Genomic DNA, 12,543 nt, shown 5'->3' on the forward strand with positions numbered 1-12,543 from the left:
TGGCCCGCCCCGACGTGGGGGCTCAGGCTCAGTGCGCGGGCAAGTGCTGCGCGAGCTCGTCCAGCTGGTGCTGGCTGAAGACCTCGATGCCATGCTGGCGCAACAAGGCGGTGGTCAGCCCTTCGCCCTCGATCAGCCGGCGGCTGAAGCTGCCGTCGCAGATGTGCGTGGAACCGCAGGACGGGCTGCGCTCGGTCAGCACGGCATAGCGACAGCCATGCCGCTGCGCCAGTGCCAATGCAGCCTGAGCGCCGGCGATGAAGGCCTCGGTCGGATCCGGCCCTTGCTGCACGCGCAAACGAATCTGCCCGCGCAGCACCGCCGCGCCACCGCCTGGGCCGTGGATCTCGGCCGCTGGGCGCGGCACCGGCAGGCCGCCAGCCATCTCGGGGCAGAGGGGCTGCAGCCAGCCGCGTTGCTGCCACCGCAGCAGCAGTTCACTGCCTTCACCGGCGCGGCCGTCGTAGCGCACCGGCTGACCCAGCAAACAGGCGCTGACGAGGATGGGAGGCATCAGCTCAGCGCGGGCAGGCGTTCGGGTTCGCGGGCTCGACGATGGCCCATTCGACAATCAGGCGGGGCCCGCTTTCATGGCGGGTCCAGGGAATGTCGACCATGCCGCTGCGCTTGGCGGCCAGCAGCAAGTCATTGACGCGCGGGTCCAGCGGATCGGCCTGGTTGCGCCGGTCAATCACCAGCAAGGCGCCGCAATCGCGCATCATCTCGGGCCGTATCCACGGCGCCTTGGCCGGATCGGCATCAATGAAAACCATGGGCTGATGGCGCGAGCGCACCGACACATTGCCGGCCAGCCAGGTCTCGCCGACGATGACGCGCAGCGGCTGCTGCATCTGCTCGGCCCAGATCCGGTCCAGCTCCTTGGCCAGCCGTACCGAGGGGAAGTTGGAACGCGCCGGGCGGTTGGTCATATCGACCAGCCAGCCGCTGCCAATGGCCATGCCCGAGGCCAGCACCAGCTCCATCACCAGGCCGACGATCAATACCGCCTTGACCAGCTGCGCCGGCACCACCGCGGGAATCCAGCGCATCGCCATCACACCCAGCATGATGAAAAAGGTCGCCGCCCAGGCCGAACCGAGCTTCACGCCGGCCACGCCGAGCAAGGAAGTCAGCAGCACCGGGCCCAGCGTCATGATGGCGACAAAGCGCCATTCGGGTCGCTGCGGCTCGCCTGTAGCGAGCTGGCGCGGCGCGCGGCGCAGCATCAAGCGCAACAAGCCGACACCAAGCAACAGCGGCAAGGCACGGGCAAGCTGGATCACGAGGAAGTTGCCGAGCCGGCCCCAGTGCCCCATCGTCGAGGCATCGTGCTCGCCGTTGACGGCCTGATTGACGTAGCTCAGGCTGGGCGCGCCCTCGCGAACCAGCCATTCGATATGCGGGCCGACCAAGACGGCGCAGACCAGCAAGGCCATCAGTGGGCCCGCCCACGCCCGCAGAGAGCGCATGCGCTGGTCTTGCAGCAGCCAGGCGCCGATGATGGCCAGCCAGATCAGTGCGCTGTACTTGGTCAGCAGGCACAACGCAGCGGCAGCGCCGACCAAGGCCCAGCGCCACCAGCCACCATCACGCACCGCGTGCAGACTGAGCCACAGCAACAAGGCCACCGGCATCAGCTGCAAGGTGTTGTGATTGGCCATGATGCCGTGCAGGCCGTGGTAGATCAGCAGGCTGCTCAGCACGGTGGCGGCGAAAGCACGGACAGGATCGGTCACGTGCAGGGCAATACGCCACACCAGCACCAGCATCAGCACGACATTCAACTGCGCCGCAAAAAAGGTGACCCAGATTTCGCGGCCAAAGATGCTGGTCCAGAAATGAACCCACCAGGTCGGGAACGGCGGGTGCTTGTAATAGCCCCACTCCAGCGACTGCATCCACACCAGCTGCTCGATATTGTCCCAGGGCGGTGCGCGATGACTGATCGTTGCCAGCACGACCCAGAGCAAGAGGTGGAAGGCAAGAAATGCAATCGTCAAGCGGCCCATCTGGCGCGCATCAGCGAGATCGATTGTCCAGGCGCCCAGGCGCAGGCGATTGCCCACCGGGGCGGCGTTGCTCGCGGCTGGTTCAAAAGGCAGGGACGGATCGATCGCGGGTTTCATCGCTTGGCTCGTGGGCATCGAAGCGCCGCATGAGTCAGATGACAGCGCAAAAAAGCGCCAGAAGCAGTCCAACAGCCGGCGCAGGCGCACCTTTTCCGCCAATGGCGCAGAGTGCGGGCGCAATGGTAGCGAAACAATTCTTTACCGCGAACCCCGTTTGAGGGGATAAGCCCTTGCGTTGGCGGCATTTCGCACAGTAGGCGCGATACAGACGCGCCAAAGGCACGCACTGCGGAATGAGCGTCGCGTCCCTGCCGTCCATTCACGGGCCACAACGAAAAAAGGACTTGCTGTTCAGCAAGTCCTTTTGACGATTCGGGATTTTGGTGGGCCCTGAAGGATTCGAACCTTCGACCAACGGATTAAGAGTCCGCTGCTCTACCAACTGAGCTAAGGACCCGAATTCGGGGTCATGGAGTTTCGTGGTGGGCCCTGAAGGATTCGAACCTTCGACCAACGGATTAAGAGTCCGCTGCTCTACCAACTGAGCTAAGGACCCACGAAACCACTGACTGGTGGGTTGTGCAGGATTCGAACCTGCGACCAACGGATTAAAAGTCCGCTGCTCTACCGACTGAGCTAACAACCCGAGTGAAAAACCCGGACCCTCTTGAATCAAGCACGATCTGTCTTTTAAACCGACCTTCTTGCTTCCGAGGTATTGTCCGCGCCCTTCAGCAGAGCCTCACATTATAGGAGCGGTTTTTATTGCTTTGCAATAGTCGCCGCCGATTTTTTTAAGAATTCTTTCACCAGCTCGGCGGCGGCCGTCATGCCGAAGCCAGCCGTCACCGCCACGCTGGAACCATAGCCGTGGCAGTTCAGGCTGCCATCGACATCACACGACTCCGGCGGCCGCGTCAGCGCTTCGCGCGAGAACACGCAGGCCACGCCCATCTTGCCCTGCCGGGCTCCGCCATGGAATTTGCGCAAGCGCTGGCGCAGGCTGGCCAGCAAGGGGTCGTGGGTGGTGAGGGCCAGGTCTTGCACCTCGACCGCCTGTGGCTGCCGCTTGCCGCCGGCCGCGCCAACGGTGACGAAGGCGCAAGCAGCCTGCTGCGCCCAGGCCGCCTGCACCGCCTTGGCGCGCACCTGATCGCAGGCATCAACCAGGCCATCGATGGCACGGCCTTGCAGCAGTGCCGGCCAGTTCTGTTCGTCGACAAATTCCTCGACCAGGTGCAGACGGCAGGTCGGATGGATGTCCAGGATGCGTCGCCGCAGCGCCTCGACCTTGGCCATACCGACGGTGCTGCCCAGTGCCTGAACCTGGCGATTGATATTCGACTCAGCCACCTGATCCAGATCGATCAGCGTCAGCTCGGCCACGCCCATGCGCGCCAGCGCCTCGGCCACCCAGGAGCCCACGCCCCCCAAGCCAACGATGGCAAAGCGCGCCGAACGCAGCCGGCAGTAATCGGCCTCGCCATAGAGCCGGCGCAGCCCGCCGAAACGGCGCTCGCTGTCGGGATCGGCATTGGCATCAAAGGCCGCGTCGGTGCTTGTTGAGGCTGTAGTCATGGATATTGGTCTGGCCCGCTGACGCTGCGGCGATTCTAGGAGCCGACTCGCTCCGGATGGGCGCCGCAAAGAAAAAGGCCCCGCGCGGCTGCACGGGGCCAGGTCTTGCCTAGGTTTGGGTCTGGTTTACTTCAAAGCCGCCAGGCGTTCCTTGCCGGCCTGCGCCGCCTCGGTGCCGGGATAGGCCTTGATCAGGTCATCCAGGCTGCGTCGGGCCGCCTTGACGTCCTTCAGCTCAATCTGGCAATTGGCCAGCGCCAGCAGTGCCTCGGCCGCCCGCGGATGCTCGGGGTTGGCAACGATCAGGCCCTTGAAGGTCGCAATCGCGTCCTTGTAGTCGCGCTTGCCATACTGCGCGTTGCCCAGCCAGAAGCGCGCCGAATCGGCGTAACCACCGCTGCCATAGCGCTTCAGGAAAGCGTTCAGCGAATTGGCAGCTTCGCCAAACTCACCGCGCCGCACGGCGCCGATGGCGGCTTCGTACTGACGGCGCTCTTCCGGCTCGACCAGGAACTCACGCCCATCCAGCGACACCTTCTGCGGCTCCAGCGTACGCAGCCGGGCTTCCAGGCCCTGGCTCTGATCGCTCAGCTTGCGCTGAGTTTCAGACAGGTCGCGGGCCAGCTGTTCGTTCTGACCGCGCAGCTTGGCGATCTCGGCACGCAGCGATTCGATCTGGCTGTTCAGATCCAACAGGCTGCGGCGCAAGGGGCCGAGCTGCTCCTGCAGCTGGGCCTGCGCCTGTTCGGCGCGGCCGCGCTGGGCCTCGTCGGCCTGCTGCAGCTTGGCGCGCAGATCAAGAATCGCCTTGCGGGCTTCTTCATCCTCGAACAGCGCCGCCCGTGCCGGCAGGCAGGCCAGGCCGGCGGCCAGCGCCAGCAGGCCCAGCGGCTTGCGAAAGCCCAGACCGCTCATCTCACTTGTCCTTCAGTTCGACGCGGCGGTTCTTGGCCCAGGCGGCTTCGTCATGGCCTTGCACGGCCGGACGCTCCTTGCCGAAGCTGACCGGCTCGACCTGGCCGGCTTGCGCGCCCAGCAGGGTCAGCGATTGCACCACGGCTTCGGCACGCTTCTGGCCCAGGGCCAGGTTGTACTCACGGCCACCGCGTTCGTCGGCATGGCCTTCCAGGCTCAGGGCCACCTTGCGATCATTGCCCAGGCGCTTGGCGTGGGCTTCGATCAGACCGCGGTACTCGTCCTTGACGACGAAGCTGTCGAAATCAAAGTAAACGGTGCGGCCCTTTTCGTTGGCGGCCTTGAGCAACTCGGCGCCGAAGTCTACGGTCTGCACCTTGGACTCAGCCGGCTTCACCGGCGGCGGCGTGACAACCTTGGGCTGTTCAGCCGGGCGGGTTTCGACCGGCGCGGGCTCGGTCAACGGGGTCGAGCTGCAGCCGGCCAGCACGGCGGCGGCCAGCAGGGCCAGGGCGAATTGAGTGTGCTTTTGCATTGTTTCTCTCCAAGCGATTATTCGGGTTCGGGCGGGATTCAGAAAAAGAGCCCGGGGCCGGTCCCCAGGCCGGCGCGGCTCGTATTGTCCGTCAAATGTCAGCCGCTTCTGGCTGTGCGACTCAGCGGCCGAAAGGCCCCCAGGTCGGCTCTCGCACATCGGCCAGCGTCGACACCAGCTTGGCCTTGATGCGGCCGTCCAGCGTCGTCGTCACCAAGACATCACGGCCACCGCTGCGGGTGGCATAGACGATCAGCCGGCCATTGGGCGCAAAGCTGGGGCTTTCGTCGTCCGTCGTGTCGCTGATCTTCTGCACCACGCCGCTGGCCAGATCCATCACGCACAGGCGGAAGGTCGAGCCCCCCTCGCGGGTGATGAAGGCCAGCGTACGGCCGTCGGGGCTGATCGTTGGGCTGATGTTGTAGCTGCCGTTGAAAGTCACGCGCTCGGCCTCACCGCCATCGGCAGGCATCCGGTAGATCTGCGGACTGCCACCGCGGTCGCTGACGAAGTAGATTTTCTGACCATCGGGCGTGAACACCGGCTCGGTATCGATCGCACGGGTCTGCGTGAGGCGCTTGACGTTGTCGCCATTGCGGCCCATCACGAAGAGCTGCGAGCCGCCATCACGCGACAAGGTCATCGCCAGCCGCTGACCGTCGGGCGAGAAGGCCGGTGCGCTATTGCTACCGCGGAAATTCGCGACCATGCGCCGCCGGCCGGTAGCCAGTTCCTGCACCCAGACGACGGCCTTGCGGGTTTCGAAGGACACATAGGCCAGTTCCTTGCCATCGGGCGACCAGGCTGGCGAGATGATGGGCTCGGGGCTGGCCAGTGCGATCTGGCCGCCCTCACCGTCGGCATCGGTGATGCGCAGGCTGTAGCGTCCGCCGGCCTTTGTGACATAGGCCATGCGGGTGGCGAAGACACCGCGCTCACCGGTCAGCTTTTGGTAAATGCTGTCGGCGATGCGGTGCGCGGCCAGGCGCACATCGTCGGCCGCGACGGCCTGGCTTTCGCCGCCCTGGTCCTGGCCCTTGACGACGTCCCAAAGCTTGTAGCGCAGATCGTAGCGGCCATCAGCCAGGCGGGTCGCCGAGCCGGCAACCAAGGCATCGACCGCCTTGGCCCGCCATTCGTTGAAAGCCGGCAGACTGGTCTCGCTCATCGGCGCCGTATTGGGCGTAACACGGAACTGCCCGCTGCGCTCAAGATCGGCACGGATGATGGCGGCCACCGGCTGACCGGTCTGGGCTTCATCGCGGAAATCGTTGATCGCAATCGGCGTCTGTGTGCCGCCGACCCCAGAGATCTCGACACGGAACTGTGCCAGCGCCGGGAGGCTCAAACCCAGCCCGGCAGCCGTCAGCAGTTCGCGACGGCGCAGCAGATTCGGCAACGGATTGGGCAGGGAATTGTTCAGCTCAGACATCACTCATTCAGCATTGACGGGCCAGCCGCCCGAGGCCTCGCATTCTGCCTCAGGCCAAAGCCGCCCACCGTTCGCCATGCCGGCAGCGATCGAGGCGACGAGGCCTCAGCGCGCGGCAGGCGCGCTGGGCAGCGGCACGCCCGGCAGCCAGCGCTGGTGGATGGCGGCAAAGCTGCCATCGCGCTTCATCTCGTCCAGGGTCTGCTGCCAGCGCTGCACCACCTCCGCCGGCGTGCCCTTGGAAAAGGCGATGTAGAGCAGCGCCTCGGAGATCTTGACAATGGGCTCGGGCGGGTCGGACACCAGCCCCGCCAGGCGCATGGTCTCGGCGACCGTGCTCTCGTCCATCGCAATCACGACGCTGCGGTTGGCCAGCAGCATGCGCATCGCGTCGGCCGGCGTCGACACCGGCTCCAGATTGGTAAAGCCGCGGCTGCGCAGATCCTGGTGGATGTACCACTCGCGCGGCACCATGATCTGCGGCACCTTGCGGGCGTCGTCCAGGCTGCGGATGCCGGTCTGCTCGCCGCGGCGCGCATACAGGTGGGCACGTGTGGCGCTGATCGGCCCGACCCACTGGAACAGCGGCTCACGTTCGGCCGTGCGTGCGGTGACGAACAGACCCACCCATGGCTCGGTCGACGCCGAGCGGTAGCCGCGCGCCCAGGGCACCACCTCGATGGGAATGTCCAGCCGCATGCGCCGCTGCAGCTCCATCACGATTTCAACGGACAGCCCCGAAGGCTTGCCCTTGATCGTGTAGTTGTAGGGCGCGTATTCCTCGGTGTAGAGCCGCAACGCCGGCTCAGCGGCGCGACTTGAGGTGCCTGCACCCAGCAGTGCCACGGCCATCGCAAACAAGGCCCGGCGGCGCGCCAGAGCCGGGCGGAACAAGGGGCGAAAACCTGTACGGTTCATAAAGCCTCCTAGCTTCGCGCCACCCAGCCCGCGGCGGCGCGCTACAAGAGCACGATATCGTAGTGCTCAGTCTGGTTGGTCGGCTCGGCACTCAGCGAGATCGGCTTGCCGATGAAGTCAGACAGGCCGGCCAGATGCTGGCTTTCCTCATCGAGCAGCATCTCCACCACATTGGCCGCCGCCACGACGCGGAATTCCTTGGGATTGAACTGCCGCGCCTCGCGCAGGATCTCGCGCATGATGTCGTAGCAGACGCTGCGTGTGGTCTTGACCTGGCCGCGGCCCTGACAGGTCGGGCAAGGCTCACACAGCATCCGGGACAGCGATTCGCGGGTGCGCTTGCGTGTCATCTCGACCAGGCCCAGCTGCGTGAAACCACCGACGGTAACCTTGGTGCGGTCCTTGGCCAGCTGCTTCTTGAACTCCGAGAGCACGGCGCTGCGGTGTTCATCGCGCGTCATGTCGATGAAGTCGACAATGATGATGCCGCCCAGATTGCGCAGCCGCAGCTGGCGGGCAATCGCGCCGGCGGCCTCGAGATTGGTCTTGAAAATCGTGTCGTCGAAATTGCGCGCACCGACGAAGCCACCGGTGTTGACGTCGATGGTCGTCATCGCTTCGGTCTGGTCGATGATCAGATAGCCGCCCGATTTCAAATCAACCCGACGGGCCAGCGCGCGGTCCAGCTCGGCATCGATATTGTGCAGATCGAAGATCGGCCGCTCGCCGCGGTAATGCTCGAGCTTGGCGGTGGCCGCCGGCATGAAGTTCTCGCCAAAGGCGCGCAGCACATCGAACTGCATCCGCGAGTCGATGCGGATCGAGCCGGTGCGCTCGCTGACCAGATCGCGCAGCACCCGTTCCACCAGGCTCAGGTCCTGATGCAGCAAGGTGCCCGGCGGCGAACGGAAGCTGCGCTCCTTGATCGTCGCCCAGGTCTTGCGCAGATAGGCGATATCGGCCGCCAGTTCCTCATCGCTGGCATCCTCGGCATTGGTGCGCAGGATGAAGCCGCCACCGCCGCCCTCCTCCGCCTTGCCGACCAGCGCCTGCATCCGCGCGCGCAGCTGCTCGCGCGCCTCGGGCGAGCCGATCTTCTGCGAGATGCCGATGTGCTCGTCCTGCGGCAGATAGACCAGCATGCGGCCGGCAATCGATATCTGCGAGGACAGCCGCGCGCCCTTGGTGCCAATCGGGTCCTTGATCACCTGCACAGTCAAGGCCTGACCCTCAAAGACCAGGCGCTCGATCGGCGTGGGCGGCGCCGACTCGCCGTGATGCGCGCGCGGCGTGCTGCCGTTGACGTGCAGATCGGCCACATGCAGAAACGCGGCGCGTTCCAGGCCGATGTCGATGAAGGCCGACTGCATGCCCGGCAGCACGCGGGCGACGCGGCCGGAATAGACGTTGCCGACCAGGCCGCGCTCCAGCGTGCGCTCCATGTGCAGTTCTTGCACCGCGCCGTTTTCAACGACGGCCACGCGGGTCTCCTGGGGAGACCAATTGATCAAGATATCTTCCATAGCCTTTGGGCTCCATACCGCGCTTGTGGCGGTCAAGCACTGTCGCAAGCGCTGTGGCTGGCCATGGCCCACTCAGCGTTTGCGACAAGGCTGTTGTCGCTACCCGATCTAAAGTTCCCAGCCGGCCTGGCGCAAGAGCTGCGCTGTCTCGAACAGGGGCAGCCCCATGATGCCCGAATATGAGCCCTCGATGTGGGCAATCCAGGCGGCAATCTGACTCTGGATCGCGTAGGACCCGGCCTTGCCCATCGGCTCGCCGCTGGCGACATAGCGGCGAAGCACCGCCTCGGGCACTTCGGCAAAGCGCACGCTGGAGACGCTGAGCGCCTGCGCCCGCTGCCAGAGGCCGCTCTCAGCGCTGATCCAGGCCAGGCTCACGGACGTCAACACCTGGTGCGTACGGCCCGACAGGCGCCGCAGCATGGCCAGCGCCTCATCGGCATCGGCCGGCTTGCCGAGGATGTCGGCGCCCAGGGCCACCGTCGTGTCCGAGCACAGAATCGCTCGGGGCGGCAGGCCGCGCGCAGCCAGGCGCGCCTCGGCCGCGGCCAGCTTGTTGCCGGTGACGCGGCGCACATAGGCCTCGGGCGCTTCGCCGCTGAGCTGCGTTTCCAGGGCCTCGGCATCTTCATCGGCGCCGGGCAGCAGCAGTTCGTGGGGCACACCCAGCTGATCGAGCAACTGGCGGCGACGTGGACTTTGCGAAGCGAGGTAGATCAGCTCGGCAGACACAGGCTCATTCACGGTGATAGGGGTGGTTTTCCATGATGGACCAGGCGCGGTACAGCGCCTCGGCCAGCAGCACGCGAACGAAGGCGTGCGGCAGTGTCAGGTCCGAGAGGCGCAGCATCTCGTCGGCCCGCGCCTTCAGATCGGGATGCAGGCCATCGGGCCCGCCGATGAAGATGGCGACATCGCGGCCATCGCCCTTCCAGCGCTCCAGCCGCTCGGCCAGCTGCTTGCTGGTCTGGCGCTCGCCGCGCTCGTCCAGCACGATGCGTCGCACGCTTTTGGGCAGGGCCGCCTCCAGCCGCTGGGCCTCCGCAGCCATCAGCTGCTCGGCGCTCTTGCCGGCCCGCGGCTCGGCCTTGACGGCCTTCAGCTCCAGCCGCATCTCGGGCGGAAAGCGCTTGGCGAAATCCTCATAGGCCGCATCGGCCCAGGCGGGCTGACGCTGGCCGACCGCGACCAGCAGCAAACGCATCGGCGATCAGGCCTTCTTGGCCGTGGAACGCTTGGCCGCCGGCTTGGCAGCAGCCTTGGCGGCCGGGCGCGCTGCAGGTTTTGCAGCGGACTTGGCGGCCACGGTCTTCTTGGCCGCCGGCTTCTTCGCTGCGCCGACCTTGATGACCTTCTCGGCCGCAGCCTTCACACCGACGGTACGGCTGACGCCGCCCTTGGCGACGGTCTTCTTCACGGCAGGCGTCTTCGTTGCCGCTGTCTTTGTTGCAGCGGTCTTGCCTGCAGCGGCTTTCTTGGCAGCAGGCTTGGCAGCGGGTTTGGCGGCCGTTTTTGCCGCGGCCTTGGCTGCAGGCTTGGCCGCCGTCTTTGCCGGGGCCTTCTTGGCAGCGGTTTTCTTGGCCGGCACGCTGTCGTCTTCAGAGGCCTTGACCAGCTTGGTCTCGCTGCTGCCCAGCTTCAGCTTGACCGGCTTCTCGCCCCAAATTTCTTCGAGGTGGTAGTAGTCGCGAATGGCCGGCTGCATCAGGTGAACGACGGCGGCGCCGCAGTCGACGATGATCCATTCGCCGTTGTCCTCGCCCTCGGTGCGCATGACCTGCATGCCACGTTCCTTGACGGTCTCGCGGACGCTGGACGCAAGCGCCTTGGTCTGACGGTTGCTGGTGCCGGAGGCGATGATCACGCGCTCAAACAGCGGAGACAGATGCTCCGTGTTGAAGACCACGATGTTCTGGGCCTTGACGTCTTCCAGGCCATCGACGATGGCGCGTTGCAGTTTACGAATGTCCATTCAGTACTCACTGTAAAGACGGTGCTGGGCAATATACCCCGCAACCTTCTTGCCCACCATGGGCGTTAAATCCTCGCCGCGCGACGCTGCCGCGCGCACCAAGGTCGATGAAATCGGCACGGCTGGCATGGCCAACCGCTCTATAGGCAGCGCGGGTACATCTGCCAGCACTTCGGCAGATGCGCGCACTTCTTGACCGTCCCGCGCCACCACGGCCAGCCGGACCAGGCCCAGCAAGTCCTGCCAACGCTGCCAGCTGTGCAAGCGGCCCAGCTGATCCTGGCCGATGATCAGCAGCAACTCGGCACCCGGGTGCTGCCGTGCCAGCGCCTCGGCCGTGTCCACCGTGTAGCTCGGCCCCGCGCGAAGCAACTCGCGGGTATCGAGCAGCATGCCGGCTTCGCCGGCTATCGTCAGCGCCACCATGGCCTGCCGATGCACCGCGGCCGTCATGGCCCGCTGCCCCAGTTTCTGCCAAGGCTGGCCGGCCGGCAGCCAAAGCACTTGATCCAGGCCCAGCTGATCACGGGCCACACGGGCCAGCGCCAGATGGCCCAGATGCACCGGATCGAAGCTGCCGCCAAACAGGCCCAGCTTCAAGCGCTGCTGCGGCTGAGCCTGCTCAGCCATGGCGCAGGTTCAGAGCCACAGATGGGTGGCCGTCTCGTGGGCCCAGTCGCGCGGCCGCAGAAAGTCGGTGTACAGCTTGGCCTCCTGCGTACCCGCGTCGGGCTGCCAGTCATAGCGCCATTTGACCACGGGTGGCATGGACATCAGGATGGACTCGGTACGCCCGCCCGATTGCAGGCCGAACAAGGTGCCGCGATCAAAGACCAGATTGAACTCGACATAGCGGCCGCGCCGGTAGGCCTGGAAGTCGCGCTCGCGCTCGCCATAGGCCAGGCCGTGCCGTCGTTCGACGATGGGCAGATAGGCCGGCAGGAAGGCGTCACCGACCGACTGCATCAGCCCGAAGGCAGCGTCAAAGCCGCCCTCGGCATAGTCGTCGAAGAAGATGCCGCCGATGCCACGCGGCTCATTGCGGTGCTTGAGGAAGAAGTACTCGTCGCACCACTGCTTGAAGCGCGGGTAGTGCTGCTCGCCATGTGGCTGCAAGGCGGCTTCACAGCTGCGATGGAAATGCTGGGCGTCGCGCTCGAAGCCGTAGTAGGGCGTCAGATCCATGCCGCCGCCGAACCAGACCACCGGCGCCTGATCGACCGGCAGCGCGGCAAACATGCGCACATTCATGTGCACGGTTGGCACAAAGGGGTTGTGCGGGTGCAGCACCAGCGAGACGCCCATGGCCTCGAAAGGCGCGCCTGCCAGCTCGGGCCGGTGCTGGGTGGCCGAGGGAGGCAAGACCCGACCCCGCACATGCGAGAAATTGCAGCCGCCGCGCTCGAACAGGCCGCCGTTCTCGATCAGCCGCGTCAGGCCATCGCCTTCCAGCCGGCCGCCCGGCTCGCGCTGCCAGCCATCGCTGATGAAGGGCTGGCCGTCCAGCGCCTCCAGGCCGACGATGATGCGCTGCTGCAGGCCGAGCAGGTAGTCGCGCACCATTTGCGTATTCAGATTGCTCATCTCAGGCGTTCCTTGCC

13 protein-coding genes and 3 tRNA genes are annotated in these 12,543 nt (G+C 65.6%); all 16 read right to left on the minus strand.

Going from position 1 to position 12,543, the window contains the following annotated elements; translation table 11 throughout:
- Window positions 1-28: 28 nt before the first annotated feature.
- The 16 genes from RQP53_RS08240 to hemF all read right to left on the minus strand — a co-directional run bounded on the left by RQP53_RS08240 (window position 29) and on the right by hemF (window position 12,526).
- The gene (locus tag RQP53_RS08240; protein WP_315649745.1) at window positions 29-514 is read right to left on the minus strand and encodes a 2-thiouracil desulfurase family protein; all 486 of its coding nucleotides are present in this window, start codon (window positions 512-514) and stop codon (window positions 29-31) included.
- 4 nt (window positions 515-518) lie between these two features.
- Window positions 519-2,126: a glycosyltransferase family 39 protein gene (locus RQP53_RS08245; RefSeq protein WP_315649746.1), complete on the minus strand. Its 1,608-nt coding sequence runs from the start codon at window positions 2,124-2,126 to the stop codon at window positions 519-521.
- Window positions 2,127-2,450: 324 nt separating this feature from the next.
- Window positions 2,451-2,526 (minus strand) — tRNA-Lys (locus RQP53_RS08250).
- A gap of 23 nt (window positions 2,527-2,549) precedes the next feature.
- A tRNA-Lys gene (locus RQP53_RS08255) sits at window positions 2,550-2,625 on the minus strand.
- 14 nt (window positions 2,626-2,639) lie between these two features.
- Window positions 2,640-2,715 (minus strand) — tRNA-Lys (locus tag RQP53_RS08260).
- 116 nt (window positions 2,716-2,831) lie between these two features.
- The gene (locus RQP53_RS08265; RefSeq protein WP_315649747.1) at window positions 2,832-3,647 is read right to left on the minus strand and encodes a tRNA threonylcarbamoyladenosine dehydratase; all 816 of its coding nucleotides are present in this window, start codon (window positions 3,645-3,647) and stop codon (window positions 2,832-2,834) included.
- 126 nt (window positions 3,648-3,773) lie between these two features.
- Window positions 3,774-4,562 (minus strand): tol-pal system protein YbgF, encoded by a 789-nt coding sequence (gene ybgF, locus RQP53_RS08270; protein ID WP_315649748.1) that lies wholly within the window; start codon window positions 4,560-4,562, stop codon window positions 3,774-3,776.
- A gap of 1 nt (window position 4,563) precedes the next feature.
- Window positions 4,564-5,097 (minus strand): peptidoglycan-associated lipoprotein Pal, encoded by a 534-nt coding sequence (gene pal / locus RQP53_RS08275; RefSeq protein WP_315649749.1) that lies wholly within the window; start codon window positions 5,095-5,097, stop codon window positions 4,564-4,566.
- Between the two features lie 121 nt (window positions 5,098-5,218).
- Window positions 5,219-6,529 (minus strand): Tol-Pal system beta propeller repeat protein TolB, encoded by a 1,311-nt coding sequence (gene tolB, locus RQP53_RS08280; protein ID WP_315649750.1) that lies wholly within the window; start codon window positions 6,527-6,529, stop codon window positions 5,219-5,221.
- Window positions 6,530-6,634: 105 nt separating this feature from the next.
- Window positions 6,635-7,447 (minus strand): substrate-binding periplasmic protein, encoded by an 813-nt coding sequence (locus RQP53_RS08285; protein WP_315649751.1) that lies wholly within the window; start codon window positions 7,445-7,447, stop codon window positions 6,635-6,637.
- A gap of 41 nt (window positions 7,448-7,488) precedes the next feature.
- On the minus strand, window positions 7,489-8,970 hold the full coding sequence (gene rng, locus RQP53_RS08290) for a ribonuclease G (protein ID WP_315649752.1): 1,482 nt from the start codon (window positions 8,968-8,970) through the stop codon (window positions 7,489-7,491).
- Between the two features lie 108 nt (window positions 8,971-9,078).
- Window positions 9,079-9,714 (minus strand): Maf family protein, encoded by a 636-nt coding sequence (locus RQP53_RS08295; RefSeq protein ID WP_315649753.1) that lies wholly within the window; start codon window positions 9,712-9,714, stop codon window positions 9,079-9,081.
- Complete coding sequence (gene rlmH / locus RQP53_RS08300) at window positions 9,707-10,174, minus strand: 23S rRNA (pseudouridine(1915)-N(3))-methyltransferase RlmH (RefSeq protein WP_315649754.1); 468 nt, start codon at window positions 10,172-10,174, stop codon at window positions 9,707-9,709. Before rlmH ends, RQP53_RS08295 begins: the two co-directional genes overlap by 8 nt.
- A gap of 6 nt (window positions 10,175-10,180) precedes the next feature.
- Window positions 10,181-10,942 carry a ribosome silencing factor gene (rsfS, locus tag RQP53_RS08305; RefSeq protein WP_315649755.1) on the minus strand — a complete coding sequence of 254 codons (762 nt, stop codon included), beginning with the start codon at window positions 10,940-10,942 and terminating at the stop codon, window positions 10,181-10,183.
- Entirely contained in the window at window positions 10,943-11,572 is a 630-nt protein-coding gene (gene nadD / locus RQP53_RS08310) for a nicotinate-nucleotide adenylyltransferase (RefSeq protein WP_315649756.1), read from the minus strand.
- A gap of 9 nt (window positions 11,573-11,581) precedes the next feature.
- Window positions 11,582-12,526, minus strand: coding sequence for an oxygen-dependent coproporphyrinogen oxidase (hemF, locus tag RQP53_RS08315; RefSeq protein ID WP_315649757.1), 945 nt, complete (start codon window positions 12,524-12,526; stop codon window positions 11,582-11,584).
- Window positions 12,527-12,543: the final 17 nt, after the last annotated feature.

Origin of the sequence: Roseateles aquae (assembly GCF_032337115.1) — a bacterium.
Taxonomy (GTDB): Bacteria; Pseudomonadota; Gammaproteobacteria; order Burkholderiales; family Burkholderiaceae_C; genus Roseateles_C; species Roseateles_C aquae.